The 26,096-nt window shown below is 70.5% G+C and carries 23 protein-coding genes; 9 read left to right on the top strand and 14 right to left on the bottom strand.

Going from position 1 to position 26,096, the window contains the following annotated elements:
• Positions 1 to 31: 31 nt before the first annotated feature.
• From ABD289_RS15415 to ABD289_RS15405, 3 genes are all read right to left on the bottom strand, one after another.
• Complete coding sequence (locus tag ABD289_RS15415) at positions 32 to 1,279, bottom strand: PrsW family intramembrane metalloprotease (protein ID WP_344132287.1); 1,248 nt, start codon at positions 1,277 to 1,279, stop codon at positions 32 to 34.
• A 63-nt stretch (positions 1,280 to 1,342) separates the two neighbouring features.
• Entirely contained in the window at positions 1,343 to 2,836 is a 1,494-nt protein-coding gene (locus ABD289_RS15410) for a CoA-acylating methylmalonate-semialdehyde dehydrogenase (RefSeq protein ID WP_344132284.1), read from the bottom strand.
• A gap of 1 nt (position 2,837) precedes the next feature.
• Complete coding sequence (locus ABD289_RS15405; RefSeq protein WP_344132281.1) at positions 2,838 to 4,133, bottom strand: aspartate aminotransferase family protein; 1,296 nt, start codon at positions 4,131 to 4,133, stop codon at positions 2,838 to 2,840.
• Positions 4,134 to 4,595: 462 nt separating this feature from the next.
• Between ABD289_RS15405 and ABD289_RS15400 the strand changes: the two genes are divergently transcribed.
• On the top strand, positions 4,596 to 4,832 hold the full coding sequence (locus tag ABD289_RS15400) for a hypothetical protein (protein ID WP_344132278.1): 237 nt from the start codon (positions 4,596 to 4,598) through the stop codon (positions 4,830 to 4,832).
• On the opposite strand, the gene egtD is transcribed toward ABD289_RS15400, so the two are convergent.
• The 4 genes from egtD to egtA are packed head-to-tail and all read right to left on the bottom strand — an operon-like array spanning position 4,833 to position 9,086.
• Positions 4,833 to 5,840 (bottom strand): L-histidine N(alpha)-methyltransferase, encoded by a 1,008-nt coding sequence (gene egtD / locus ABD289_RS15395; protein WP_425564692.1) that lies wholly within the window; start codon positions 5,838 to 5,840, stop codon positions 4,833 to 4,835.
• Positions 5,780 to 6,526, bottom strand: coding sequence for an ergothioneine biosynthesis protein EgtC (egtC, locus tag ABD289_RS15390; RefSeq protein ID WP_344132272.1), 747 nt, complete (start codon positions 6,524 to 6,526; stop codon positions 5,780 to 5,782). The genes egtD and egtC overlap by 61 nt, the downstream gene beginning before the upstream one ends.
• Positions 6,526 to 7,848 carry an ergothioneine biosynthesis protein EgtB gene (gene egtB / locus ABD289_RS15385; RefSeq protein WP_344132269.1) on the bottom strand — a complete coding sequence of 441 codons (1,323 nt, stop codon included), beginning with the start codon at positions 7,846 to 7,848 and terminating at the stop codon, positions 6,526 to 6,528. Before egtB ends, egtC begins: the two co-directional genes overlap by 1 nt.
• Entirely contained in the window at positions 7,845 to 9,086 is a 1,242-nt protein-coding gene (gene egtA, locus ABD289_RS15380; protein ID WP_344132266.1) for an ergothioneine biosynthesis glutamate--cysteine ligase EgtA, read from the bottom strand. The genes egtB and egtA overlap by 4 nt, the downstream gene beginning before the upstream one ends.
• Positions 9,087 to 9,268: 182 nt before the next feature.
• On the opposite strand from egtA, the gene ABD289_RS15375 reads away from it, so the two are divergent.
• The 3 genes from ABD289_RS15375 to ABD289_RS15365 all read left to right on the top strand — a co-directional run bounded on the left by ABD289_RS15375 (position 9,269) and on the right by ABD289_RS15365 (position 13,622).
• Positions 9,269 to 9,862: a TetR/AcrR family transcriptional regulator gene (locus ABD289_RS15375; protein ID WP_344132263.1), complete on the top strand. Its 594-nt coding sequence runs from the start codon at positions 9,269 to 9,271 to the stop codon at positions 9,860 to 9,862.
• A 71-nt stretch (positions 9,863 to 9,933) separates the two neighbouring features.
• A complete protein-coding gene (locus ABD289_RS15370) occupies positions 9,934 to 12,027 on the top strand; it encodes an FUSC family protein (protein WP_344132259.1) in 2,094 nt (697 codons plus the stop codon).
• Between the two features lie 107 nt (positions 12,028 to 12,134).
• The gene (locus tag ABD289_RS15365) at positions 12,135 to 13,622 is read left to right on the top strand and encodes an alpha/beta hydrolase (RefSeq protein ID WP_344132256.1); all 1,488 of its coding nucleotides are present in this window, start codon (positions 12,135 to 12,137) and stop codon (positions 13,620 to 13,622) included.
• Positions 13,623 to 13,928: 306 nt separating this feature from the next.
• On the opposite strand, the gene ABD289_RS15360 is transcribed toward ABD289_RS15365, so the two are convergent.
• Positions 13,929 to 15,404 carry a peptide MFS transporter gene (locus ABD289_RS15360; protein ID WP_344132253.1) on the bottom strand — a complete coding sequence of 492 codons (1,476 nt, stop codon included), beginning with the start codon at positions 15,402 to 15,404 and terminating at the stop codon, positions 13,929 to 13,931.
• Between the two features lie 441 nt (positions 15,405 to 15,845).
• Between ABD289_RS15360 and ABD289_RS15355 the strand changes: the two genes are divergently transcribed.
• The 4 genes from ABD289_RS15355 to ABD289_RS15340 all read left to right on the top strand — a co-directional run bounded on the left by ABD289_RS15355 (position 15,846) and on the right by ABD289_RS15340 (position 20,869).
• On the top strand, positions 15,846 to 17,183 hold the full coding sequence (locus ABD289_RS15355) for a hemolysin family protein (protein ID WP_425564695.1): 1,338 nt from the start codon (positions 15,846 to 15,848) through the stop codon (positions 17,181 to 17,183).
• Positions 17,180 to 18,220, top strand: a complete 1,041-nt coding sequence (locus ABD289_RS15350; RefSeq protein ID WP_344132247.1) for a hemolysin family protein — start codon at positions 17,180 to 17,182, stop codon at positions 18,218 to 18,220. The genes ABD289_RS15355 and ABD289_RS15350 overlap by 4 nt, the downstream gene beginning before the upstream one ends.
• Positions 18,221 to 18,287: 67 nt before the next feature.
• Positions 18,288 to 19,937, top strand: a complete 1,650-nt coding sequence (locus ABD289_RS15345; RefSeq protein WP_344132244.1) for a protein kinase domain-containing protein — start codon at positions 18,288 to 18,290, stop codon at positions 19,935 to 19,937.
• 56 nt (positions 19,938 to 19,993) lie between these two features.
• Positions 19,994 to 20,869, top strand: a complete 876-nt coding sequence (locus tag ABD289_RS15340) for a 3-methyladenine DNA glycosylase (protein WP_344132240.1) — start codon at positions 19,994 to 19,996, stop codon at positions 20,867 to 20,869.
• Positions 20,870 to 20,913: 44 nt separating this feature from the next.
• On the opposite strand, the gene ABD289_RS15335 is transcribed toward ABD289_RS15340, so the two are convergent.
• Positions 20,914 to 22,137 carry a Bcr/CflA family multidrug efflux MFS transporter gene (locus ABD289_RS15335; RefSeq protein ID WP_344132237.1) on the bottom strand — a complete coding sequence of 408 codons (1,224 nt, stop codon included), beginning with the start codon at positions 22,135 to 22,137 and terminating at the stop codon, positions 20,914 to 20,916.
• A gap of 128 nt (positions 22,138 to 22,265) precedes the next feature.
• On the opposite strand from ABD289_RS15335, the gene ABD289_RS15330 reads away from it, so the two are divergent.
• Positions 22,266 to 22,847, top strand: coding sequence for a TIGR03086 family metal-binding protein (locus ABD289_RS15330; protein ID WP_344132234.1), 582 nt, complete (start codon positions 22,266 to 22,268; stop codon positions 22,845 to 22,847).
• A 136-nt stretch (positions 22,848 to 22,983) separates the two neighbouring features.
• Here ABD289_RS15330 and ABD289_RS15325 read toward each other — a convergent pair whose 3' ends face one another.
• The 5 genes from ABD289_RS15325 to ABD289_RS15305 form a co-directional block, all read right to left on the bottom strand.
• A complete protein-coding gene (locus ABD289_RS15325) occupies positions 22,984 to 23,769 on the bottom strand; it encodes an energy-coupling factor ABC transporter ATP-binding protein (RefSeq protein ID WP_344132231.1) in 786 nt (261 codons plus the stop codon).
• Complete coding sequence (gene cbiQ / locus ABD289_RS15320; protein WP_344132228.1) at positions 23,757 to 24,524, bottom strand: cobalt ECF transporter T component CbiQ; 768 nt, start codon at positions 24,522 to 24,524, stop codon at positions 23,757 to 23,759. Before cbiQ ends, ABD289_RS15325 begins: the two co-directional genes overlap by 13 nt.
• Positions 24,525 to 24,866, bottom strand: coding sequence for a PDGLE domain-containing protein (locus tag ABD289_RS15315; protein WP_344132225.1), 342 nt, complete (start codon positions 24,864 to 24,866; stop codon positions 24,525 to 24,527). It lies immediately after the preceding gene.
• A complete protein-coding gene (locus tag ABD289_RS15310; protein WP_425564694.1) occupies positions 24,863 to 25,528 on the bottom strand; it encodes an energy-coupling factor ABC transporter permease in 666 nt (221 codons plus the stop codon). Before ABD289_RS15310 ends, ABD289_RS15315 begins: the two co-directional genes overlap by 4 nt.
• 215 nt (positions 25,529 to 25,743) lie before the next feature.
• On the bottom strand, positions 25,744 to 26,013 hold the full coding sequence (locus ABD289_RS15305) for a HesB/YadR/YfhF-family protein (RefSeq protein ID WP_344132218.1): 270 nt from the start codon (positions 26,011 to 26,013) through the stop codon (positions 25,744 to 25,746).
• Between the last annotated feature and the right edge of the window lie 83 nt (positions 26,014 to 26,096).

Raw genomic sequence — 26,096 nt, 5'->3', positions numbered from 1 at the left:
GCCGTCGTCGCGGTGACGGTGCGCCGGGCGATCAGCGCTGCCCGGGATTTCCGTCCTGCCGGTAGGTCGGCATCTGGTGGAGCTGCTGCGGCAGCGTGAAGAACCCCGAATCCTCGCTGCGCGACCACGGCGGTTGCGGAGCCTGCGGCCTGCGCCGGAAGAACGCGTCCCTGGCCACCCGCATCAGCCCGACGATCGCGTCGCGGCGGGCGAAGAAGCGCTGCGGCGTGATGGTGCCCCGCTCGGCGCGGGCGTGCAGCAGCGCGAGCTCGGTGGCCGCGAGCTGGTAGTCGCCCATCGCCTGCGCCCCGCTCGCCCCTGCGGTCTGCCGGGCCCACGCGCGGGCCCGCCTGCGTCCCGGCATCGTGGCGAGCATCCGCAGGTCGTTCGGGGCGACCAGGCCGCTGGGCACGTAGGCGGGCAGGAACCGGCCGATCTGGTGCACCAGGCGGCGGCGGTCGGCCACCAGGACCACGAGCAGCACGAGCAGCACTGCGGCTTCGGCGAGGTAGACGAACACCAGTCCCGGAACGCCGCCCAGGGTCAGCCCGCCGTTCCACAGCGCGTGCAGCGCCACCGCCCCGCACCAGCCGAGCACGACCGCGAGGAACCGGCCCGGGCCCCGGTGAGTGGCCGCGTAGGCCACTCCCAGGCCGGTCAGCGCGGTGTAGAGCGGGTGCCCGAACGGGGCGATGACCCCGCGCAGCAGGACCGTGCCCCACACGTCGCCGGGCGCGGCCAGGCCCTGCATGTAGTAGAGGACGTTTTCGACCAGGGCGAAACCGACGCCGCACAGCGCGGCGTAGACGATGCCGTCGGTGGGGCCGTCGATCTCGTGGCGGCGCACGATCAGCAGGAACAGCAGCAGCGCGCCCTTGAAGCTCTCCTCCACCACCGGGGCGACCGCGGTCGTCGTCAGCACGGCGGCCGGTTCGGGACCGAACACCACGGCCAGCACCGATTCGCTGATGCTGTTGACGATCAACGCCCCGAGCAGTGCCACACCGGCGCCCCAGGCGAACGCCACGCACAGCATCAGCCGCGGTTCCGGCTCGAGGCGGTCGATCCACAGCACCAGCGCCACCAGCACGATCGCGGTGGGCAGCGCCAGCAACATGCCGACGACCACGTTGCCCGGCGCGCCGGGCACGAGCAGCACGTAGGAGGGCAACGCGAGCAGCAAGCAGACACCGGAGACGGCGAGGCCGATGATCAGCGGAACCGGCGCGCGGTGGGAGCTGCGTCCTTCCAGTACGGATTTGGGGCTCGGGGCGGGCATGGCCGGCAGGGTATGAGATCTGCGGCCACGCCGCGCCCAGAACCGCGTCGAACGTGACCGATGTCAGTCGTTCTGCGGGAACCCGAGGTTCACGCCGCCGTGCGAGGGATCCGGCCAGCGCGTCGTGATCGCCTTGGTCCGCGTGTAGAAGTGCACGCCGTCCGGCCCGTAGGCGTGCGAATCGCCGAACAACGAGTCCTTCCAGCCACCGAAGGAGTAGTAGGACACCGGAACCGGGATCGGGACGTTCACCCCGACCATGCCGACCTCGACCTCCTCGCAGAACTGCCGCGCGGCGCCGCCGTTCTCGGTGAACACCGCAGTGCCGTTGCCGTAGGGGTTATCGTCGAGCACCTTCAGCGCGTGCTCGTAGGTGGGCGCGCGCAGCACCGACAGCACGGGTCCGAAGATCTCGTCGGTGTAGATGGACATGTCGGTGCCGACGTGGTCGAACAACGTCGGTCCGAGCCAGAAACCGTCTTCGGCGCCGTCTACCCGCACCCCGCGCCCGTCGACGACGAGCTCGGCGCCCGAGCGCTCACCGGCCTCCACGTAGGACGTGACGCGGTCCCGGTGCGCCGCGGTGACCAGCGGCCCCATGTCGCTGCCGCGGCGACCGTCGCCGATGTCGAGCTTGGCCATCCGCTCGGCGATCTTGGTCACGAGCTCGTCGCCGACCGGGTCGACCGCGACCACGGCCGAGACGGCCATGCACCGCTCCCCCGCCGAGCCGAACCCGGCCGAGACCGCGGCGTCGGCGGCGAGGTCCAGATCGGCGTCCGGCAGCACGACCATGTGGTTCTTCGCCCCGCCCAGCGCCTGCACGCGCTTGCCGTTGCCGGTGGCGGTCTCGTAGACGTACCGGGCGATCGGGGTGGATCCGACGAACGAGACCGCCTTGACGTCGCGGTGTCCCAGAACGGCGTCCACGGCGACCTTGTCCCCGTGCACCACGTTGAGCACGCCGTCCGGGAGTCCCGCCTCCCGCCACAGCTGCGCGATGAACATCGCCGCCGAGGGATCCTTCTCGCTCGGTTTGAGCACCACGGTGTTGCCGCAAGCGATGGCGGTGGGCACGAACCACAGCGGCACCATGGCCGGGAAGTTGAACGGCGAGATGACCCCGGCCACGCCGAGCGGCTGGTGCACCGAGTGGACATCGACCCCGGTGGAGGCGTTCTCCGAGAAGCCGCCCTTGAGCAGGTTCGGGATGCCGCAGGCGTACTCGACGTTCTCCAGCCCGCGCTGCACCTCGCCCGCGGCGTCCGGGACGACCTTGCCGTGCTCGGCGGTGATGATCTCGGCGAGCTCACCCGCGTGCCGGTTGAGCAGCTCGCGGAAGGCGAACAGCACGTTGGTACGGCGGGACAGCGAGGTGCGCCGCCAGGACTTGAACGCCTCGGCCGCCGAGGCCACGGCCGTGTCCACATCGGACGCCTCGGCGAAGGCGACCCGGTCGCGGACCTGCCCGGTCGCGGGGTCGAACACGTCCCCGGTGCGCTGCGGGGTGCTCTCGGCGTTCGCGCCGCCGATCCAGTGGTCGATCAGATTCGCCATCTCAGTGGTGCTCCTGCTCTGCCTGTGCCAGGGAATCGGCGAGTACCTGCAGCGCCTGTCCCGCCTCGTGCTCGGTCAGCGTCATGGGCGGCGCCAAGCGCAGGACGTTGCCGTGCAGCCCGCCCTTGCCTATCAACAGCCCGTGCGCCTTGGCCAGTTCCATCACTCGCGTGGCCGCGGCGGGCGCGGGCGTTCCGTCGGCTTCGACCAGTTCCACGCCGATCATCAGGCCCTTGCCGCGCACATCACCGATCAGCGCGCTGTTCTCGGCCCGGTCGCGCAGGTCCTGCAGCAGCTGCCCGCCGAGCTTGGCCGCGTTCGCCTGCAGGTCCCGGTCGAGCAGGTAGTCCAGAGCGGCGGTGGCGCCGGCCGTGGAGACCGGGTTGCCGCCGAAGGTGGAGATGGAGTTGGCGTCGATGTCGTCCATCAGCTCGGCCTCGGCGACCAGCCCGCCGATGGCCAGGCCGTTGCCCAGGCCCTTGGCGAAGGTCATCGCCGCCGGGGTGACGTCGTGGGCCTGGATGCCCCAGAAGTGCTCGCCGGTGCGACCCCAACCGGTCTGCACCTCGTCGGAGATGAGCGGAATGCCGTAATCCCCGAGAACTTCGGCGAAGGCGCCGAACAGCCCGTCCGGCGGCGTGGCGAACCCGCCGACGCCCTGGATCGGTTCGACGATCATGCAGGCCACGTCCCCGGAGGTGGTGGTCTCGATGATCTCGCGCAGGTCGTCGGCGCAGGCGGCGATGTAGTCCGCATCGGACAGATCCCGGAACGGGCTTCGGTAGCGGTAGCCGCCGTGCACGTAGCTGACCTTCACCGGTGACAGCGAGGTCGCCGACCAGCCGCGGTTCCCGGTGACGCCGACGGTCCCGAAGGCGCGCCCGTGATACGAGTTGCGCAGCGCGAGCACCTGGTTGCTGCGCCGGTGCTGGGTGGCCAGCATCAGCGCCGTCTCGTTGGCCTCGGTGCCGGAGTTGGTGAAGAACACCCTCGGGTCGGACAGCCCGGACAGCTCCGCGATCCGCTCGGCCAGCTCTACCTGCTGCCGGATCAGGTAGAGCGTGGACGTGTGCAGGACACCGGTGTCGACCTGGCGGCGCACCGCGTCGCTGATCTCGGCGATGTCGTAACCGATGGCATTGGTGAGGATTCCCGCGAAGAAGTCCAGGTACGTGTTGCCGTCGGCGTCGGTGACGTGTCTGCCGGAGCCGCTGACGATCTCGATCGGCTCCTCGTAGTACAACGACAGCCAGGACGGCAGCACCGCGCGGTGCCGGGCCAGCAGCGATTCCGACATCAGCTCCTCCTCGGGGTCGACGCACCCAGTCTCACGTCCCGCACGCGGGGAGGCCACACCCCCGGACGAGCGGTGTTCCGACAATTCGGCGACGCCACCGACACCCTTGATGACCACGCGCTCACCGGGTGTAGCCTGTGCGCGTCGGCCACGCCTCGTCAGCACCTCCCCCCAGTCGCTGATGCTGGCGTGGCCGGCTTTTTCACTCGCGGTGACTGCGAGCGCAACCGTGACTCTTTCCGGTGATCCGATCGACGTTCTGCCCCACAAGCATTGCGCCGAACGGGTCACACCCGTCTAGCCTCGCGTCACGCGAGCTCCCCACCCGCGTCTCGTTCGCGGAGGTGGGGAAATGATCGACAACAACCGAGTCCACACTGCACCGCTCGGCCGTCCGCGCCTGGGCGATCCGGTCGATACGAGCTTCCGCCCGCGGGAGCGAACACCGGGAGGGAGGATCTGATGGGCGGCACGGTCGCGGTCCGTTTCGCCGCGGGAGTGGTCGGCGAAGCGCGTCGGCAGGCGCATCTGGCCTTCCGCCCCGAGATCGGCGTCCCAACGGCTTGGCGCACGTTGTGCGGCCAGGAGATCCCGGCGCACCTGGCCGAGGTCGCCGATCGCCCGGCGGGAATGCCGTGCTTCGGTTGCCTGTCCCGGCTGCCCGCGCCCCAACCGGGCGCGGAGCTTCCGCCCGCGTGATCAGACTGCTCGGCACAGCGAGAGGGCGAAGTCCCCGGCCTCATCGGTCCACCAGTGCTCGAGGGCGAATCCCTCGGCGGCCAGTTCGTCCCGAACCCGGCCCCGCCGGAACTTCGCCGAGATCTCGGTGCGGATCTCCTCACCGGCGACGAAGTCCACTTCGAGGTGCAACCGCGCCACCCGCACGCGCATCGCGCGCCGCGCCCGCAACCGCATCTCGATCCACTCCTGCTCGGCGTTCCACAGCGCGACGTGGTCGAACTCCTCGGGGACGAAGTCGGCATCGAGCCGGTCGTTGAGCACGCGCAGCACGTTGCGGTTGAACTCAGCGGTCACCCCGGCCGCGTCGTCGTAGGCGCGCACCAACCGGTCGGGGTCCTTGACCAGGTCCGTTCCCAGCAGCAGCCACTCCCCCGGTCGCAGCGCCTCGCGCAGCGCGGCGAAGAATCCGGCGCGCTCCTCCGGCAGCAGGTTTCCGATGGTGCCACCGAGGAACGCGACCAGGCGGTCGGCCCCGTCGTCGAGCCGGCCGGTGGTGAAGTCGTCCACGACACCGCGCACCTCGAGCCCCGGGTAGTCGGCCTCGATGGCCGTCACCGCCGCGCGCAGCGCCGACGCCGAGACGTCCAGCGGCACGAACCGTTGCAGGAATCCCGTTTTGCGCAGCGCGTCGAGCAGCAGCCGGGTCTTCTCCGAGGATCCGGAGCCGAGCTCGACCAAGGTCGAGGACCGGGTGGTCTCGGCGATGGTCAGCGCGCGTTCGCGCAGGATCCGCGCCTCGGTGCGCTTCTGGTAGTACTCGGGGAGCTCGGTGATCCGCTCGAACAGCTCGCTGCCCGCCGCGTCGTAGAACCACTTCGGCGAGAGCCACTTCGGCTCATCGGTGAGCCCTTCGCGGACATCGGCGCGCAGTTCGGCGGCAGCGTCGGCCTCGGTGAACCTGGTCTTCAAGAGTCCTCCTCGAGGGAAGTGACCTCGACGTGCTCGGTGTCGGCGATCAGCAGGCATCGGTCGGGCACCTCCGCCCACCGCTGCGGTGGCCCGGAGGGCTCGGAAGCGACCGTGACCGTCCCGGTGCTGCGACGCACCCGCAGCGAGTGCGTCCAGGTGGTGGCGATGAGCCGATGCCCGTCGCACAGCAGCAGGTTCAGCCGTGAGTCGGGTGCGACGGCCAGCACCTCGCGCACCAGCTCGCGCACCGCCCGGTCCGGTGGCTCACCCGCGTCCAGCCGCTGACGCAGCAGCGCCCACAGCACCGCAGAGTCGGTCGGTGCGGCCGTGAGCATATCGGTGATCTCCAGTCGCCCGGCGAGTTTGGCCAGCGAGTCGGGCCAACCGCCGACCTTGCCGTTGTGGCTGAACAGCCACCGGCCGTCCGAGAGCGGGGCGCACGCCTCCGCGGCCACCGGCATGCCGACGGTGGCCGAACGCACGGCCGCTACCACGGTCGGCGCCCGGATCTGCGTGGCCACCTGCGGGAACGACACGTCCGTCCACATCGGCACGGCGGCCCGGTAGGCCACCGCGCGCCCGTCGTCGCCGAACCAGCCCGCACCGAACCCGTCGGCGTTGACCGTGCCACCACCGCGCATGTCGTGCGGATCCCAGGACTGCTCGAGCAGCGAGTGCGCGGGCTCGAGCAGCAGCTCGGCCAGCGAGCGCTCCGGACCGAGGTAGCCCAGATGCCGGCACATCAGCCCTCCACCGGGGTACGGGCGCAGCGGAAGCCGGCGAAGATCTGCCGCCGGATCGGGAAGTCCCAGTTCCGGAACGTACCGCGGCAGGCGGAGCGATCGGTGCCGAAGGAGCCGCCGCGCAACACCTTGTGCTCGGTGCCGAAGAACACCTCGGAGTACTCCCGGTACGGGAACGCCACGAACCCCGGGTACGGGGTGAAGTCGCTGGCGGTCCACTCCCACACGTCCCCGATGAGCTGCCGCGCCCCGCACGGGGCTGCACCGGCCGGGTAGGCGCCGGCGGGCGCGGGCTGGAGGTGCCGCTGACCGAGATTGGCCTGCTCGGGACCGGGATCCGCATCGCCCCACGGGTAGCGGTGCACGCGGCCATCGGCCGGATCGAAGCGCGCGGCCTTCTCCCACTCCGCCTCGGTGGGCAACCGCTTGCCCGCCCACGCGGCGTAGGCCGCGGCCTCGTGGAAGCTGACGTGCACCACCGGCTCGTCGTCCGGCAGCGGCTCGACGTGCCCGAAGCGACGGCGCATCCAACGACCGCCGTCGCGGATCCAGAAGCGCGGGCTGCGCAGGTCGGCCTTCCTCCGGTAGGCCCACCCGGCCTCGCTCCACCAGCGTCGCTGGTCGTAGCCGCCGTCGGCGATGAAGCGCCGGAACTCCCCGTTGGTCACCGGTGTGGTGTCCAGGTAGAACGCGTCGACGTGCACTTCGTGCGCGGGACGTTCGTTGTCCAGGGCCCACGGTTCGGCGGAGGTCCCCATGGTGAACGGTCCACCCGCCACGAAGACCTCGGCGGGCAGCCCTTGCCGCTCGGCGCGCGGCGGAGGCGGGGCGGACAGCGCTGGCGGGCCGTCGCGGAGCTGGTGGGTGGCCAGCATGGTCTCGTCGTGCTGCTGCTCGTGCTGCACGATCATGCCGAACGCGAAGGCCTGCTCGACCAGCTCGCGCCCCTCGAGCGGAGTGCGCTCGAGCAGGTCGAACACCTTCTCCCGCACGGTGCCGATGTAATTGCGGGCCTCCGACGGGCCCAGCAGCGGCAGTTGCGGGCGGTCGGCGCGGGAGTGCTGGAAGGCGTCGTAGAGGTCGTCGATGTCCGGACGGATCGCCTCGATGCCGCCGACGCCGCGCACCAGCCACTGCTCTTCCTGGCTGCCGACGTGCGCGAGGTCCCAGACCAGCGGGGACATCAGCGGCGAGTGCTGCCGGACCAGGTCCTCGTCGTCGACGGCATCGGTGAGTTCGGCGCTGCGCCGCCGGGTCCGGTCGAGCTCATCGGCGACGTGCTCGCGCAACCGGTCGTGGGTGAGTTCGTTCAGGTTCTTCACCGGGACCTACCTCCTGGTGCTCGGCTTTCTGCGGCGGCGAGCCGCCGCGCCAGGTGATCGGCCAGCCGCTCGGCCAATTCGGGCGACTGCCCGGAATCGGAGAGCAGACCTCGGGCCAGGTCGAGGATTTCCCGCGCCGCACCGGCGAGCGCGGGATCGCGCAGGCCGTGCTCGGCGGCCCGCATCCACTGCCCGGCCACCGGGGCAGCCAGCGCCGCCACCTCGTCCACGACGGATTCATCGCTGAACAGCACCGCCAGCACCGCGGTGGGTAGCATCCAATCGGTACCGGGTTGCGCGTCCAGGTAGCGGACCTCCAGGTAGCCGCGCGGGCGCACCGGAGGGAACACCGTGGTGAGGTGGTAGTCGAGGTCGTCGTGGGTCGGCCCGCCCCGGCGGATCCACTCGGCGAAGCTCAGCTCGCCGGGCGCGCTCCAGTCGTCGCCGTCGCGACGCTGGCACAGCACCGAAACGTCGAGCATCCGGCGCGCCCATCCCCGCACCGGATCCCCATCGGTCGGACCGGGCAGCGTGCGCGGCGGGTCGGTGTCCAGCAGCACGCGCGTGCGAGCCGACTCCCAGCCGGTGTCAGCGCCGATCAGCCGCGGCGAGTTGCCGAACACCGCGATCATCACCGGGCCCAACGCGTGCAGCGCGGACCAGCGGGCGGCCACCCGGCTGGACTCCCCCGCGTCCAGGCACACCTGGATGCCGGCGGTGCTGCACATCATCAACCGGCCGTTGAGCCCGACGCGGTCGAAGGCCGCTTCCATCGCCGCGTACCGCGGCACCCGCAGGATCCGGTTCGGCGCGCGGTGCGGGTCCAGCCCGTGTTCGCCCAGCATCAGACCGGCCTCGTCCAGCCTGCGGCTCAGGTAGCGGGCGTCGGCTTCGACGTTGCCGAGCAGTGCGGTCAGCGAAGTGGCGGGAAGGCTGGAGATCTCGACCTGGCCACCGGGTTCGACGGTGAGCACCGAGCCGTTCGGCAGATCTCGGTGCGGGCTCTCCGGAGCCAGGGAGGGTGGGGCGTGCGGGCCCAGCGCGCTGATCAGAGTCGCTGCGTCGAGGGCGTGCCCGGGATCGGATCGGTGGTGCACGGTCCATTCGAGTTCGACGCCGAGCAGCCGCGGAGGCCCGTGTTTGAAGCACACCGACGCCACGTAAGCCTCCGCCTCCGCGCGGGTGCGCAATCGGGAGGTCGGAAACTCCGCGGCTGCCGGATCGGTGGATATCGACATGTAATCACCGCCCGTGGTCGGCCGGTCACCGACGCTACCGTCCTGAACCGACAGTCGCGAGCCTCGCAATTGCCCCCGCGGTCTGCGGGGAAACCACCCTTTCAGTGGACTCCGCGGACGAGAAGCCAACAAAACGTACGTACGGATTGCATCTATCGGGCCTCGCCTGGGAATATCGACCCATGCCTCGCGTCAGTCAGGACCACCTGGACGCCCGGCGTCGTCAGATCCTGGACGGCTCCCGGTCCTGTTTCGCGCGCTTCGGCTACGAGGGCGCGACCGTGCGGCGGCTGGAAGAGGCCACCGGGCTGTCCCGTGGTGCGATATTCCACCACTTCAAGGACAAGGAGTCGCTGTTCCTGGCCCTCGCCGAGGACGATGCGACCCGAATGGCCGACGTGGTCGCCGAGCAGGGCCTGGTGCAGGTGATGCGCAACCTGCTCGACGAGTCCACCGGCGTCGAGGAACCCGCGCTCGGCGCGGACTGGCTGGGCACCCGCCTGGAGGTGTCCCGGCGATTGCGCACCGACCACGAGTTCCGGCAGCGCTGGGCGCAACGCTCCGAACTGCTCACTGCGGCCACCCGGGCCCGGCTGCAGTGGCAGCGCGACTCCGGCAACCTTCGCGACGACGTCGACATCGACGTGCTGACCGCCTATCTCGAGCTCGTCCTGGAAGGACTGGTCTCGCACCTGGCGATGGGACTGCCCGCCGATCACCTGGCATCGGTGCTGGTTCTGGTCGAGGAGAGCGTGCGACGCCACCGAGGCCGGTGATCCGCCCGCGCTGCCCGCTCGCCACGTAACCTCGGCGCGCGGGCACGATCGAACGAAGGAGCCAGCGGCGCATGTTGAGCGAGTGGTGGAATCGCTTCCTGGCTTCCGACCCGTCGCTGCGCCGGCTGCGCACCGCCGTCCGGGTACTGCTCTCGGTCGCGTTGACGCTGGGCGTGAGCCTGCCGCTGCTGACGGTCTGGGGGCAGCCCGCGCCGCTGGGCATGATCGGCGCGGTGGTGGCGATCAACGCCGCGATGGGGATCAACGAGCCCGACAGGCGATCCGAGCTGATCACCTTCGCGCTGATGCCGCTACCGGTGCTGGCCGCGCTGCTGCTGTCCATCACCACCCAGCAGTGGCCGCTGCCGCACAGCCTGCTGTTCCTGGTCGTGAGCTTCGCCGCCGTCTACGTGCGACGTTTCGGGGCGCGGTACTTCCCGCTGGGCATGGTCGCGTTCATGGGCTACTTCTTCGCCATGTTCCTCAAGCCGCAGATGGCGCAGCTGCCCGCCCTGCTGGTCGCGGTGGTGACCGGGGCGGCCGCCGCCGCGGTGCTCAAGCTCGTGCTCATCCGCGACGCCCCGGAGGGGATCCTCGGACGGGGCAGGCGCACCCTGCGCGCGCAGGTGCACGGGCTGCTGCACGCGGTGCGCGACGTCGCCGAGCACCCGCGATCCGCCTCGCGCAGGCGCAAGCTGCACAACCACTCGGTGCGGTTGAACGAGACCGCGCTGATGCTGGAGAACACCATCGGCCGCCTGGACGCGTTCCCGGAGCCCACGCGGGACCTGGTTCGCCAGCGCGTGCTGGACGTGGAGCTGGCCGCCGAGAACATGGTGACCAGGCTGCTGCGCCTGATCGACCACCCCAGCGGTGGTGACGGCGAGGTGGGACGCGCGGTCGGCGCGCTGCTGGCGGTGCTGGAGAGCCCGCACGCCCAGATCCGCGAGACCACCCGGCGGGTGTCCGAAGACGTCGAGCGGCGCGGTGCCGTGCAGCTGGCGATGGCCATCCGCCGCGTCGGCGGGTCGCTGGCCGAGCTCGCCGGCGCCACCGACGAACTCGGTGCCCAGCGGACCGGGGAGGACGTCGCGACCGGACGCGCCGAGGAGGACGAACCGGGCCAGGAGACCGAGACCGGGCTGGCGCGACCGGAGGTGCGCACGGCCATCCAGGTGACCGTCGCCGCCGGGCTCGCGATCCTGTTCGGTCAGATGGTCTCTCCCAATCGCTGGTACTGGGCGGTGATCACCGCGTTCGTCGTGTTCATCACCACCAACAGCCGCGGCGAGCTGCTGGTGCGCGCCTGGCACCGCACGCTGGGCACGTTGCTCGGCGTGCTCGCCGGAATCCTGGTGGCGGCGAACATCTCCGGCGACCTGAGCGCGGAACTCGTCGTGATCCTGTGCTGCGTGTTCCTGGCGTTCTACTTCGCCGGGTACTCCTACGCGGCGATGACCTTCTTCATCACCACCATGCTCGGGGTCCTCTACGGGATGCTGGGCGTGTTCACCGTCTCGGTGCTCGGCGTGCGGCTGGTCGAGACGCTGGTCGGCGCGGCAGCGGGAGTGCTGGCGGCGATTCTCGTGCTGCCCACCCGCACGCGCGCGCTGGTGCGGGACAACACCGCGGAATTCCTCGGCGCGCTGCGAGACTTCCTGCACAGCACCGGAACCGAGCTCGAGACGCACGGAACGGTCACCGACCTGCGAGAACCAACCCGCAAGCTGGACGATGCGCTGCAGCAGGTGCTGGCCAGCTCCCGCCCGCTGACGCTGTACCGGCTGCGCTCGCGCGAGAGCCAGGTGCAGCGAATGGCGATCAAGCTCAGCGGATGTGCCTACTACGCGCGCAACATCGCGGTCGTGCTGGCGCAGGCGGTGCCGATGGTCGATGCCGACACGCGCGGGCGGCTGGCCGAGCTGACGAACGCGCTGGCCGACGCCGCCGAAGCGCTCAACGACCGCAACCGGGAGTCCTTCGACGAGGCGGTGGCCACCGCGCAGCGCACCAGCGATGTGCTGCACGACCTGGCCGAATCCCTCACCGACGGCCCGACCTCGCTGCACCGCACGATCACCTGGCTGGACCGCGTCACCCAGGTCCTCGACGACCTGGCTCAGGAGCTGGCCCTGGAATCGCACTCCGTTCACTCCGGCGCGTGAAACCCGAAGACACACCCCGGAACGCGCGTTGACGGCCCGGCTCGGCGCTCTAACGTCCGAGATCGTCCGGCTCTCTCGGCGTGCGGAGGTCTGTGGTGAAGCGTTCCATGGCGCTCGTTCTGGCCGCGGCGACCGTGTTCACCACCGCCCCGGCCGCGACGGCCGAGCCGGGTTCGCTGGTGTTCGGGGACTGCCCGGAAGACGTGGCCGAGCCCTACCCCGACATGCGGTGCGCCGAGCTGAACGTGCCTCTGGACTACTCCGACCCGGACGGCGAACAGGTCCGGCTGCTGGTGTCCAAAGTGCCCGCGCGGAAGCCGGAGGCACGCCGGGGGTCCTTGGTGGTCAATCCCGGCGGGCCCGGTGGCCCGGGGGTGCCCTTCGCCGGCGGGCTGGCTTCGCGACTGCCCGCACCGGTGCGCGACTCCTACGACCTGATCGGTTTCGACACCCGAAATTCCGGGCACAGCACCCCGATCACCTGCGTGGAACCGAAGACCTACTGGCAACCCCCGCTGCCGGATCCCGATTCGCCCGCCGCGCGCGAGGCCAACTGGCAGCGCGCGAAGCAGTACGCGGACGGATGCGCCGCCAGGGCGGGCAATTACCTGCCGCACCTGACGACGCCGAACAACGCCCGCGACCTGGATCGGATCCGCGCGGCGCTCGGCGAGCGGCGGATCAGCTTCCTCGGCTACTCCTACGGAACCTATCTCGGTGCCGTCTACGGGGAGATGTTCGGCAGGCGCGTGGACCGCATGATCCTGGACAGCTCGGTCAACCCGGACCCGTCGCAGGTCTGGTACGGCAACAATCTCGCCCAGGACGTCGCCGCGCAGCGCCGCTTGGATGACTTCTTCGCCTGGGTCGCGCAGCACGACGCGCACTTCGGGCTGAGCACCGATCCCGCGCAGGTGCGCGCGGCCTGGCGCGGCGTGCGGGACCAGCTGCGCGAGGCCCCGCACGGCCCGCTCGGTCCGGCTGAGTACCTCGGGATCACCTTCGACGCCCTCTACAGCGATTCCCGGTGGCAGCCCCTCGCCGAGGCGATCGCCGAGTTCCGGCTGCGCGGGAACGACGAGCAGCTCGTCGGGATGGTCGAGCACAAGGACGCCGCCGCCGAGACCTCGAACGCCATCTACACCGCAGTCGAGTGCGCCGACGCGCCCTGGCCGGACAGCAAGGCCGAGTGGGAGCGCGATTCCGCGCGGATGGCCACCCGCTACCCGTTCGCCGCTTGGTACAACAGCTGGACCGTCGCGCCCTGCCGCACCTGGCACGCACCGTCGCGGTCACCGGTACGGATCACCGGTGCGGGCCTGCCGCCGATCCTGATGTTCAACTCCGAGCACGACGCGGCCACGCCGTACCGGGGCGCGCTCCGGATGCACCGCTCGCTGCCGTCGTCGGTGCTGGTCACCGAGCGCGACGCGGGCCAGCACGGAGTCTGGGCGCTGGCGGGCAACGCGGAGGCCGACCGGATCGGCACCGACTACCTCACCACCGGCGCCCTGCCCAGCGGCGACGTCGACGTCCCAGGCCACCCGCTGCCGGACCCGAGCACGCCGGAGACGCGCACCCTCGAACTGCGCTGAGCGTCGGCGAGCCGTACCGGCGCGTTCCGCGCACCCGTCCGAAACGGCCCTTGCAGTACGCGGCCAAGCCGCCGTTTCGAGTGTGAGACTCGGCCCGCACCGCTGCGGGTTCTGCCGCGTCGTGTGGCGAGGACAGCCGCGACGCCACGGTGGCTACTCAAGGAGTGGATCTCGCAGCCACGCGGCGCGTCGGGTTCCGCCACCCGCACCGCACCGCAAACCCAAACTGAAACATCTCCTAAAAAGCCGATGGGCCGGCTCCGGGATCGCCGGAGCCGGCCCATCGATGCGTGCGGCGCGTGGGTGTCAGTTCACGCCGTGCATGTACTTCTTGATGCTGCGGGAGGCGACCAGCAGCAGGACGGCGCAGGCGATGGTCGCCACACCGAGGATGGCGAAGTACGTCTGCTGGTTCTCCACCGAGTACATCTTCACCACCTGAGCGCCGACGCCCTGCCCCATCGCCGGGGCGAGGAAGTACAGGCCCATGGTCTGCGAGGCGAACACCTTCGGCGCCAGCTTGGTGGTCACCGACAGGCCCACTGGCGAGAGCATCAGCTCACCGATGGTCATGATCACGAAGACCACCGCGAGCATCAGCGGCAGGTGCTCGGCGCCGCCCGCGGCGAACTTCGACAGCACGACCCACAGGAAGGCGAGACCGACGAATACCAGACCACCGACGAACTTCTGCGGCGTGGACGGCTGCTTGTCGGCCATCTTCACCCACAGCATGGCGAAGACCGGCGCCAGGACGATGATCGCCAGCGGGTTCACCGACTGGAACCAGGACGCGGGGAAGACGAAGCCGAGCACGTTCAGATCGGTGTCGGCCTCGGCCAGGTTGGCCAGGGTGTTCGGCTGCTGCTCGAAGAGCAGGAAGAACAGCGCGGTGGCCAGGAACAGCGGGATGTAGGCCAGCAGGCGGTCCCGCTCGACCTTGGTGATCTGCTTGCTAGAGAGCATCACCGAGAAGTAGACGACCGGCAGCACCGCGGAGATCACGCTGACCACGGTGACCATACCGCTCAAACCCATGACGCCGGTGGCCACCAGGGCCACCAGCACGACCACGAACGCGATCACGATGCCGCCCGCGCGGCCGAGCACGCGGCCCTTCTGGTCCGCGGGCAGCGGGTTGACCGGCGCGCTACCTGCGCTGCCCAGGTGCTTGCGGCCCAGCACGTACTGGATCAGGCCCAGCGCCATGCCGACCGCAGCGGCGCCGAAGCCGAGGTGCCAGCTGACCTTCTCACCGAGCGTGCCGACCACGAACGGCGCGAAGAAGGCACCCAGGTTGATGCCCATGTAGTAGATCGAGAAACCGGCGTCCCGGCGGGTGTCATCGGGGCCGTAGAGGCCGCCGACCATGCCGGAGACGTTCGGCTTGAGCAGACCGGTACCGATCACCAGCAGGATCAGACCGGCGAGCACAGCGGAGATGCCGCCCGGAAGGGCCAGCGCCAGGTGGCCCAGCATGATGATGACGCCGCCGTAGAGCACGGCGCGCTGCGCACCGAGAACGCGGTCGGCGAGCCAGCCGCCGAGGATGCCGGTCATGTAGACCGAGGCACCGTAGACACCGACCACCGACAGCGCGGTCGGTTCCGGGATCGCGAGACCACCTTCGGACACGGCGTAGTACAGGTAGTACGCCAGAATCGCGCGCATACCGTAGTAGGAGAAGCGCTCCCACATCTCGGTGAAGAACAGCGTCAACAAACCGCGGGGATGCCCGAAGAATCCCGTCTGCGGCGCGTCCGCAACCGTGGGGGTACTCACGATCACGTCCTCTCATGTTTCGAACAGGGGGCGGCCTTAACCGCTACAACGTTTGCGGCAGGTTACGTCCTTCCGAACTGGATCAGACCACCGGGTCGGATTCGTCACAGTGATCGTCACCATAGGGCCGCGACCTCGCCGAAACCGCCTGGGCGCAGGCGGATCGAGCGCTCGTAGAGGTCACGCGCACTGTCCGGAACTCGCCGATGCCGGCAATTGTGCGAATTGTGATCAGCGCATTACCGAACGCACCCGGAGCGAACCGCTACACTGGTGCGACAGCCATTTGCGGTTTTCGCCGTTTTCGAACACGGGAGTGAGCAACTAAGTGCCAGCGGCACAATCGCCAGACGGCCCAGCGGAGCCGAGCAGTATCGAGCCGGGCTCGCGACCCGGCCAACCCGTTCCGGTCCAGCACGATCGCAGGTGGGCCGAGGCTTGATCGAAGTTCTGCTCGCCGTGGCGGGGCTGCTGTTCGTCGGCGTGCTCACCCTGGGCACCGGCCTGGCCGTCGCCGCCGAGTTCTCCCTGACCTCGCTGGAGCGCAGCACCGTTGACTCGCACGTCAACACCGTCGGCGATCGCCGCTCGCACGCCGTGCAGCGAGCGCACCGCACGCTGTCGTTCCAGCTCTCCGGCGCACAGGTCGCCATCACCCTGACCACCCTGATCACCGGCTACGTCGCCGAACCGCTCATCGGCGATCTCCTCGAACCGGTGCTGTCCGCGCTCGGCCTGCCCGAGGCGCTGCTCTCCGGCATCGCGCTGGCGCTGGCGATCCTGCTGGCCACGGCTCTGTCCATGGTCTTCGGCGAGATGGTGCCCAAGAACCTCGCCATCGCGCGCCCGCTGCCGACCGCACGGGTCGTCTCGGGCTACCACGCCGGGTTCTCCAGGGTGTTCGGCTGGCTGATCAACCTGATGAACAACAGCGCGAACTACCTGGTCCGCAAGCTGGGCGTGGAACCGCAGGAAGAGCTGCGTTCGGCGCGCTCCCCCGACGAGCTGGGCTCGATCGTGCGCTCGAGCGCCGCGCACGGCACGCTCGACGAATCCACCGCGACGCTGATGGACCGCTCGCTGCGCTTCGGCGACCGGACGGCGGACGAGCTGATGACCCCGCGGGTGAAGGTCGGCTCGCTGGCCGTCGGCGACACGGTCTCGGATCTGCTGGACCTCGCCCAGCGCACCGGCTTCTCCCGGTTCCCGGTGCACGGCGCCGATCTCGACGAGATCCACGGCGTGGTGCACGTCAAGCAGGCGTTCGGCGTACCCGCCGACCAGCGCGAGCTCACCCGGGCGGAATCGCTGGCCCGTCCAGTGCCGACCGTGCCCGAATCGCTGTCCGGCGATGCGCTGCTGAACCGGTTGCGCGGATCCGGCCTGCAGATGGCCGTGGTCGTCGACGAGTACGGCGGCACCGCGGGCATCGTCACCCTCGAGGACGTGGTCGAGGAGATCATCGGCGACGTCCGCGACGAGCACGATCGCCAGGAGATCGCCGCGGTGCGCAGGCTCGGCGCCGACGTGTGGCTGATCTCCGGGCTGCTGCGCCCGGACGAGCTCGCCGAGGCCACCGGCTTCACCATGCCCGAAGGCGACTACGAGACCGTGGCCGGGTTCCTGCTGACCAGCCTGGGCCGGATTCCCGAGGTCGGTGACCGGCTCACCCTGGACGGCTGGCTGCTCACCGTGATGCGGATGGACAAGCGCCGGGTCGCCGAACTGCGCCTGACCCGCCAGCACACCACCGCCGACGCCGTGGAGGGCGCCCGATGAGCGACGGTTACGCGATGCTGCTGGGCGTGGTCCTGCTGCTGCTCAACGCGCTGTTCGTCGGCGCGGAGTTCTCCCTGCTCTCCTCTCGCCGGGACCGCCTGGAGGCGCTGCTGGCGCAGGGCGTGAGCCGGGCCCGCACGGTGATCAACGCCAGCCAGGAGGGCTCGCTGATGCTCACCAGCGCGCAGCTGGGCATCACGCTGTGCTCGCTCGGGCTCGGCCGGCTCGGCGAACCCGCCGTCGCCCACGCCCTGGAGGGGCCGTTCGAACTGCTGGGCTTGCCCGCAGCGATGCTGCACGCGGTCTCGTTCGCCATCGCGCTGACGGTGGTGGTCATCCTGCACGTGCTGGTCGGCGAAATGGTGCCGAAGAACCTGGCGCTGTCCGAACCGGAGCGCATGGCGCTGTGGCTGGTTCCGCCGCTGGTGGGGTTCGTGCAGATCGCCCGGCCGCTGATCGCCGTGTTCAACATGCTGGCGAACGCGGTGCTCAAGCTGCTCAAGATCGAGCCCAAGGAGGAGCTCGAGACCGCCTACACCTCCGCGGAGCTGGCCGAGCTGCTGGTCGAGTCCCGCCGCGAAGGCCTGCTGGAGCAGGCCGAGCACCGCAGGCTCGCGCAGACGCTGTCCTCGGTGGAGCAGACCGTCGCCGACGTGCTCGTGCCGTTGCCCGAAGTGACCTCCCTGCCGCCGCGCCCGACGCTGGACGACGTCGAGCGGGTCGTGGGCGCGACCGGGTTCTCCCGGTTCCCGGTGCGCGGTGACGACGGCGGTCTGCTGGGCTACCTGCACATCAAGGACGTGCTCGACCAGGCGGGCAACGACACCCGCACCCCGATCGCGGCGGCCCGCTGGCGGCGGTTGCCCACCGTGCCGGTGTCCGCGAGCCTGGCCGAGGCGATGGCCGCGCTGCGCCGCGCGGGCAGCCACCTGGCCGCGGCCGTGGACACCACCGGCGAGGCGGTCGGCGTCGTCGCGCTGGAGGATCTGGTCGAGGAGTACGTGGGCACCGTGCGGGACGGCACCCACGTCCGATGAGGAGGCCGCGGCTCCGGATGACCGGGGCTGTGGTCCCGCCCTCGGGACCAACCGGTAGTGTCTCGGCGTGCGCGATGATCAGCTGGTGCCGTCCCGCGCGGACGATGCCGAGTCGGGTCGCGTGATAGGCGGCCGGTACCGGCTCGACCGCACGATCGGCCGCGGCGGCATGGGCTACGTCTGGTCCGGCAGCGACATCCTGCTCAAGCGCCCGATCGCGGTCAAAGAGCTGCGCTTCCCGCCCGGGCTGCCCGAGGTCGAAGCCGCCGAGATGCGCGAGCGCGCGCTGCGCGAGGCCCGCGCGATGGCCACCCTGAGCCACCCCAACACGGTCATGCTCTACGACGTCGCCCGCGAGGACGACCGGCCGTTCGTCGTGATGGAACTCGTCGAGGGCCAGAGCATTTCGGCAGTGCTCAAGACGCATCGGGCGCTCAACCACTACCAGCTCGCCGTGTTCGTCGACGGCGTCGCCGCGGCGTTGCAGACGGCGCACCGGGTCGGGATCGTGCACCGCGACATCAAACCGGGCAACGTGCTGCTGGCTCCGCTGGGGCAGGTCAAGCTCGCCGACTTCGGCCTGTCCCGCAACGTCGCCGAAGCCACCATGACCCGTTCCGAGATGCTGGTCGGAACGCCCGCCTACCTCCCGCCGGAGATCGCCCGCAGCCGCACCCTGGAGGCCTCGGCGGATCTGTGGAGCCTGGGGGCCACGCTCTTCGCCGCCGCCGAGGGCAGGCCACCGTACGACAAGTCCAAGGACCCGCTGGCCGTCATCAGTTCGATCGTGCACGGGCCGCTCCCCCGGCATCACCAGACCGGGCCCATCGCCGACGTCCTCACCGGCCTGATGGTCAAGGACCCGGCCCGGCGGATGCCGCTGGCCGAGGTGCGCCGCCGGCTGCGAGAACTCGTCATGGACGCCGGCGAGCAGCCGTTCGAGGGGCTGCTGAGCATTCCCACCGCTTCCACCGAGCGCATTCCCGCACCGAACCCGGAACCGGAAATCCCGCGGCAGAACAGCGGGCGGCCGGGTGCGCGCGCACCCGGCCGCGCGCCTCGCGCCCTGCCGGGAACGCAGCCGCCGTTACGCGGCGCCGCGGCGACCGAGCAGCCGAAACGACGTGCGCCGGTGCCGCCGATGCCCTCGCGGTCGGCTGCCGCGTCCCGGGCACCGCTGCGCACACCCGTCGTGCTGGCGGTGGCGGGGGTCGTGCTGGCGGTAGCCGCGGCGACGATCGGATTCGTGGTCGGCCAGGAGGACGACACCGCGGGCTCGGTCTCCAACGAGCAGAGCCTGACCTTCGGCAGCGCCTACCGCGCGTTGCAGGTCGAGCAGGGCGCGACCTTGGGGCGGAAGGTCTCGAAGGGCGCGCAGCACGACATCCAGTACCTCGGTTCCCTGGTCGCCGGTGATGTGCTGCGGCTGGACGGCGTGGACTTCGGCGGCAGGCCCGCCACCGAGGCCGTCGCCCGCCTGAGCACCACAGCCAACGGGACGAGCAAGGCGCATCTGGACATCCACCTGGATCGCCCCGACGGCGAGCTCGTCGGACGCGTCGACATCGCCATCCGGCGCGGCGGAACCGGTTGGCAGAACGTGCCGGTGCGGCTGCAGCGCGGCATCACGGGCACGCACACGCTCTACCTCGTGGTCGGCGCGACGGCCCGGGTGGACGATCTCCTCAAGCTGGATTGGATCCGGTTCCGCCGCTGACCGCCACCACGCATCACTGCTCGGCCTCCCACCGGCATCGGGTATCCTGACCAGCGATGACGGTCTTGAGCGAGCAGGAGTGGCGAGCGCGGCAGGCCGCTCATCGGGAGCGCGTATCCGCGTGGACCGCGCCGCACCGCAGGCGCCGGGAGGAGAACCGCAAGCATCCGGTGCTGGACTTCCTGTTCACCTACTACTCGTTCCGCCCGGCGCGCCTGGAGCGCTGGCAGCCCGGGGTCGGCGTGACCTTGGAGAACGGCGAAGAGTTCCTGTCCCGCCGCGGCTTCGTCGAGACCTCGGACGGGGTCGCGCTGGATCCGGAGGCGTTGACCGACAAGCGCCGCGACAGCGCCGAGTTCATCCTCGGGCTGCTCTCGGCGACCGCCTCCCGGCAGGCCCGGCTGGGCTGCTTCGGGCTGCACGAGTGGGCGATGGTCTACCAGACCGAGCCCGGCGACGTCCGGCACTCCGGCTGGCCGCTGCGGCTCGGCCACCAGGGCACCGACGAGGTCGTCGAGACGATGCCGATCGGCTGCACGCACCACGACGCGTTCCGCTTCTTCACCCCGCAGGCCCGCCCGCTCAACGAGCTGCAGCCCGAGCGCGCCGACCAGGTCGAGCTCGAACAACCGGGCTGCCTGCACGCGAACATGGACCTGTTCAAGTGGGCCTACAAGCTCGATCCGTTCGTACCCGCCGAGCTGATCGCGGATTGCTTCGAGCTCGCCGCCCGGGTGCGCGAACTGGACATGTGCGCGAGCCCGTACGACCTCAGCGACCTCGGCTACGAGCCGGTGCGGATCGAGACGCCGCAGGGACGCGCCGAGTACGTGCGGCGCCAGCGCGAGTTCGCCGAGGAGGCCGCCGCGCTCCGGCAACGGCTCATCGACACCTGCCGGGAGATCCTGGCCTGGGGCGGGCAACCGGTCTGAGCCCGGCCACGAGGTCGCGACCGGCCCCGGGTCACCGGAGCCGGTCAGCCGACCGTCGCCTCGGCCGCCTGCGGCCGCTCGGTCCGCTGGCCCCGGGCCAGCACCAGGTAGACCAGCACGGCCAGAGTCGACAGCGCTGCCATGACCAGGGCCATCGGCACGGCGGTGTGCGAGCCCGCGACGCCGACCAGCGGCGAGGCGAGACCACCGACCAGGAACTGCAGCACGCCCAGCAGCGCCGAGGCGCTGCCCGCGGTTTCCGGGCGTCCGGACAGGCTCAGCGCGGTCGCGTTGGGCATCACCAGACCGACGCTGGCCACGGTGACGAACAGCGCGGGCAGCAGTCCGGCCAGTCCGATGCCGCCGAGCACCGAGACGATCACCGACAGGGCGCCCAGCAGGTTGCAGCCGAGCCCGATCGCCAGCATCTTGCGCGGGTCGGCCTTGCCGACCAGTCGCCCGTTGAGCTGGCCGACGGCCACGATGCCGATGGCGTTGACGGCGAAGACGATGCCGAAGGTCTGCGCGGACATGCCGTAGACGTCCTGCAGCACGAACGACGATCCGGAGATGTAGGCGAACATCGCGGCGAACGCCAGCGACGCGGACAGCGCGAACCCGGTGAACAGCCGATCGCTCAGCAGGCCGCCGAAGGTGCGCAGGGTACGGCCCAGGCTGCCCGGCTGCCGCTGCTGCACGGGCAGCGTTTCCGGCAGCAGGAAGGTGGCCACCGCCAGCAGCAGCGCACCCACGACCGCGAGGACCACGAACACGCCGCGCCACGAGGTCAGCTGCAGCAGCTGACCGCCGACCACCGGCGCCATGATCGGCACGACGCCCACCACGAGCATCAGCATCGAGAAGAACTTCGCCAGCGCCACGCCGGAGTACAGGTCGCGCACCACGGCTCGGGCGATCACGATTCCGGCCGCGCCGCCGAAGCCCTGCACCAGCCGGATCCCGGCGAGCGCGTACGCCGACGGTGCCAGCGCGCACAGCACCGAGGCGAGCACGTAGATGGCCACGCCGATCAGCAGTGGCCTGCGCCTGCCGACGGCGTCCGACATCGGCCCCATCACCAGCTGACCGAGCGCCAGACCCATGGTGCAGGCCATCAGGGACAGCTGGACCTCGGAGGCGCCGGCTTGCAGATCGGCGGCGATGGCCGGGAACGCGGGCAGGTACATGTCCATGCACAGCGGTCCGAAGGCCGTCATCCCGCCCAGAATCAACGCGTACTTGGCCCGGCTTGGCGGAGCCTGAGTCATTCAACCCTCGTTCGTTCGCGACACGAAACTTTCCCGTCAAAACCGTAACCGGAATCGGCGCGTTTCGCGATGAGTTGTTCGTCGCACGCAAGTCTGTCCCAGGAGATCCGCACGACCGAGGAGATCCCATGCCCGAGACCCACGACCTGGCGCCGGCCGTCCGTCGCCTGACCGATCTGCTGCCCGGCATCGGTGAGGAGAGGCTGCGCGCACCCACGCCCTGCCGCGACTACTCGGTAGCCGATCTGCTCGACCACGTGCACGAGCTGGCCGCCGCCTTCACCGCGGCAGCCGTCAAGGACCTGGACACCACGGCCCGAGCGCCGGATCCGCGCGCCGAGAAGCTGCCCGCGGACTGGCGGACGGCAATCCCCCGGCGACTCGACGCGCTGTCCGAGGCTTGGCGAGAGGAGGACGCCTGGACGGGCATGACCCAGGCCGGCGGTGTAGCACTGCCCGGCGAGCTGGCCGGAATCGTCGCGCTCAACGAGATCACGGTGCACGGCTGGGACCTCGCCGCCGCGAGCGGGCAGCGCTTCGCCCCGGACGAGGCCACCGTGGCGGCGTGCCTGGACTTCGCCGCGAGCTTCGCCGATGACGAGCCCGACCCGGACAGCCCGTTCGGACCGCCGGTTCCGCTCCCGCACACGGCCCCGCCCCTGGAACGCCTGCTCGCCCTCACCGGCCGCAACCCGACCTGGCACCCCTAGCAGCGGTGGTGACAGTTTTGCCTAAAACTGTGAGACCTCGGCGCCCGAGAGGTCCGTACAGTTTTAGGCAAAACTGTCACGGGCCTGACCGGCACCGCGCCTGAGGCGGTGGTTCCGCCGGAGTGCTGACGCGTTGTCAGGCACCCGGTACGCGGAAGCCGAAGGGTAGCTCCAGGCGGTGGGCGGTCAGGAACTCGTCGTCGGCCAGCAGCTCGGCCGTCGGGCCGTCGGCCACGACCCGGCCGTCGTCGACCACCACGCTGCGCGGGCACAGCTGCAGCGCGTACGGCAGGTCGTGGGTGACCATAAGCGTGGTGCTGCCCAGCGACAGCAGGACTTCCGCGAGCTCGCGGCGGGCGACCGGCTCCAGGTTCGCCGAGGGCTCGTCGAGCACCAGCAGTTCCGGGTCGCAGGCCAGCACCGCGGCGAGCGCCACGCGCTTGCGCTGGCCACCGGACAGGTGCAGCGGTGAGCGGTGTGCGTGCTCGGTCATCCCGACCGCGTCCAGCGCCTCGTGAACGCGCTGCTCGAGCTCGGCACCGCGGGCGCCGAAGTTGGCGGGGCCGAACGCCACGTCCTCGCGCACCGTCGGCATGAACAGCTGATCGTCCGGGTCCTGGAAGACCAGGCCGACGCGGCGGCGGATCTCCTTGAGGTTGCGGTCGACGACCTCGAGCCCGCCCACCGAGATGGACCCCGAGCTACCGCGCAGCACCCCGTTGAGGTGCAGCGTCAGCGTGGTCTTGCCCGCACCGTTGGGCCCGAGCACCGCGACCCGCTCGCCGGGCTCCACGCGCAGGTCCACCCCGCGCAGCGCCGCGTGCCCGTCCGGGTAGGCATAGGTCAGGTCCGAGACCGCCAGCGCCGGCTCGACCTCCGAGGCCGCGGCCGCACCCGCCGACTGCTCGCTCACGCCGTCCACAGCGACACTCCCAACACGACGGCGGCCAGCGCGGGGACCGCCAAACCCATGCCCCAGGTCCGTACCGAGGTGCGACGAGCCGGCTGGAGCTCGGGCATCTCCCCCGCCCAGCCGCGCGAGACCATCGCCAGGTGCACGCGCTCCCCGCGTTCGTAGGACCGGATGAACAGACTCCCGATGCCCCGGGCGGTGGCCCCGACCTGCCAGAGGAACCGGGGATCGTGGCCGCGGGAGATGCGCGCGAGGCGCATCCGCGCCGCCTCGGCGGCGATGACCTCGGCGTAGCGCAGCATCAGCGTGATGATGGTGATCAGCAGCTTCGGCGTCCGCAGCCGCTGCAGGCCGAGCACCAGTTCGCGCGGCGCGGTCGTCGCCGCCAGCACGAGCGAGGTGCCGAGGCCGAGCGTGCCCTTGGCGAGGATGTTGAAACCCGCCAGCAGTCCCTCGGTGGAGAGCCCGATCCCGGCGACGTCCGTGCTCGGACCACCCGCGGTGAACGGAAGCAGCAGCGCCAGCACCACGAACGGGACCTCGATGAGCAACCTGGTGAGCAGCCAGCGCACCGGGATGCCCGCCAACCGGGACGCGCCGAAGACGATCGAGGCGTAAGCGGCGAAGGCCCAGAACAGCTCGCGCGGTGTGGCCACCACGCACAGCACGAACAGGAACGCCGCCACGATCTTGACCTGCGGGACGGCCCGGTGCAGCACCGAGTCGCCCGGTAGGTGCAGCGCGTCGGCGTGTCCGCCGCTCATCTACCGTTCTCCGGTCCGGCGGCGCAGCCCCCAGAACAACCCGCCCGCGGCCGCGAGCGTGACGAGGGCGCCGATGATCCCGGCCACCCCGGTGAACCGATCGTCGCCACCCACCGCGTAGTCGGCCAACGGGCCTTCGGACAGCGCGTGGTCGGTGGTGTGCTGGGCGATGCAGTCACCGCGCAGCTGCTCGCCCTGCTGGGTCTGCACGGTTTCGCAGCCGCGCTGGGTGACCGCGTCGAGCCCGTCGGGATCGGAGTCGGCGAAGTAGGCCACTCCCCCGGCGACCACGAGGACCACCAGGGCGAAGATCAGCAGGAACCGGCGTCGCGGGACGCTCATCGGACGGCCTCCTCACGGGTGCCGCGCAACAGGTGGACCAGATCGGGCCGGGCGGAGGCGACCGCACCCACCGTGGCCGCGGTGATCAGCCCTTCGCCGATACCGATCAGGCCGTGCACGCCGATCATGGCCATCGAAACCGCGCCCAGGCCGATACCTGCCGCGCCGCCGATCGCGTACTCCAGGATGAAACCGCAGGAGGCCAGCACGGTGTTGACCCATGCGGCGACGAACGCGGTGGTCAGCAGGCCCGCTCGGCTGCGCTTGGCGAACCGCCGCAGCGCCAGGGCGACCAGGTAGCCTGCGGCGGTGCCGATCAGCGCCATGTTGGTGATGTTCGCGCCGAGCATGGTCAGCCCGCCATCGGCGAACAGCAACGCCTGCACGACCAGCACGATCGATACGCACAGCGCCCCGACCCACGGGCCCGCGAGCAACGCGGCCAGCGCGCCGCCCAGCAGGTGGCCGCTCACGCCTGGCAGCACCGGAAAGTTGATCATCTGCGCGGCGAAGACGAACGCGGCCACCAGACCGGCCATCGGCGCTGTGCGGTCGTCGAGGTCGGTGCGCGCCTTGTAAAGCGCCACGGCGAGCCCGGCGATGGCCACTGCGGCGAAGAGCACCGCGGTCTGCGCGTTGAGCAGCCCGTCGCTCATGTGCATGGCGAGCGTGGTGGTCTGCACGGCCGTCCCCTCTGGTCTTCAACAACAGCGGACCAAGGGTAGTTGCCGCAGAGCTGCTATCACCAGTACCTGGCAAGAGGTGAAGATCGCATTCTCGCGCCGGACGGCGCGTGTTCGCGGCCGGCGCGCCCGACAACGCGAAAAAGCCGTCGGCCCGGGCGCGTCACCGGGGCCCACGGCTCAAGCCTGCGAACTCAGTCGCGCACGGCCAGGGCCAGCTCGCCGTTGTCGTCGCGCTCGGCGTCGAGAGTCTTGTCGCCCAGCAGTTGAGCGACTTCCTGCTCCAGGAAGACCCGGACCCCGGACTCCTCGATGATCTCGTCGCCTTCCTGCGGCGCCTCCGCGACCGCGGCCTGGAGTCCCTGCTCGGCCGACGCAATGCGCAGACCGGAGCCCTCGGAAGATTCGCCGCCGACGAGGACAAGCTTGATGACCTCTACGGCGTTCTCACTGATGGTCAGCATGCGTAGCTCAACTGCTTCCTGCGCGTTGTTCCGTCGGTTGAAGGGGTCACCGTGTCAAAGCGACGAGTATCCACGCAAACCGG

The organism is Saccharopolyspora halophila, from assembly GCF_039531955.1.
GTDB classification, from domain to species: domain Bacteria; phylum Actinomycetota; class Actinomycetes; order Mycobacteriales; family Pseudonocardiaceae; genus Saccharopolyspora; species Saccharopolyspora halophila.
Note: the sequence above shows the minus strand (reverse complement) of the source record. Positions and strands in the feature narration are given on the sequence as shown.

Coding starts and splice junctions, on each gene's coding strand:
- ABD289_RS15415 (WP_344132287.1), bottom strand. CDS start 1,279: ATGCCCGCCCCGAGCCCCAAATCCGTACTGGAAGGACGCAGCTCCCAC.
- ABD289_RS15410 (WP_344132284.1), bottom strand. CDS start 2,836: ATGGCGAATCTGATCGACCACTGGATCGGCGGCGCGAACGCCGAGAGC.
- ABD289_RS15405 (WP_344132281.1), bottom strand. CDS start 4,133: ATGTCGGAATCGCTGCTGGCCCGGCACCGCGCGGTGCTGCCGTCCTGG.
- ABD289_RS15400 (WP_344132278.1), top strand. CDS start 4,596: ATGGGCGGCACGGTCGCGGTCCGTTTCGCCGCGGGAGTGGTCGGCGAA.
- egtD (WP_425564692.1), bottom strand. CDS start 5,840: ATGCCTGCTGATCGCCGACACCGAGCACGTCGAGGTCACTTCCCTCGA.
- egtC (WP_344132272.1), bottom strand. CDS start 6,526: ATGTGCCGGCATCTGGGCTACCTCGGTCCGGAGCGCTCGCTGGCCGAG.
- egtA (WP_344132266.1), bottom strand. CDS start 9,086: ATGTCGATATCCACCGATCCGGCAGCCGCGGAGTTTCCGACCTCCCGA.
- ABD289_RS15375 (WP_344132263.1), top strand. CDS start 9,269: ATGCCTCGCGTCAGTCAGGACCACCTGGACGCCCGGCGTCGTCAGATC.
- ABD289_RS15370 (WP_344132259.1), top strand. CDS start 9,934: ATGTTGAGCGAGTGGTGGAATCGCTTCCTGGCTTCCGACCCGTCGCTG.
- ABD289_RS15365 (WP_344132256.1), top strand. CDS start 12,135: ATGGCGCTCGTTCTGGCCGCGGCGACCGTGTTCACCACCGCCCCGGCC.
- ABD289_RS15350 (WP_344132247.1), top strand. CDS start 17,180: ATGAGCGACGGTTACGCGATGCTGCTGGGCGTGGTCCTGCTGCTGCTC.
- ABD289_RS15340 (WP_344132240.1), top strand. CDS start 19,994: ATGACGGTCTTGAGCGAGCAGGAGTGGCGAGCGCGGCAGGCCGCTCAT.
- ABD289_RS15335 (WP_344132237.1), bottom strand. CDS start 22,137: ATGACTCAGGCTCCGCCAAGCCGGGCCAAGTACGCGTTGATTCTGGGC.
- ABD289_RS15330 (WP_344132234.1), top strand. CDS start 22,266: ATGCCCGAGACCCACGACCTGGCGCCGGCCGTCCGTCGCCTGACCGAT.
- cbiQ (WP_344132228.1), bottom strand. CDS start 24,524: ATGAGCGGCGGACACGCCGACGCGCTGCACCTACCGGGCGACTCGGTG.
- ABD289_RS15315 (WP_344132225.1), bottom strand. CDS start 24,866: ATGAGCGTCCCGCGACGCCGGTTCCTGCTGATCTTCGCCCTGGTGGTC.
- ABD289_RS15310 (WP_425564694.1), bottom strand. CDS start 25,528: ATGCACATGAGCGACGGGCTGCTCAACGCGCAGACCGCGGTGCTCTTC.
- ABD289_RS15305 (WP_344132218.1), bottom strand. CDS start 26,013: ATGCTGACCATCAGTGAGAACGCCGTAGAGGTCATCAAGCTTGTCCTC.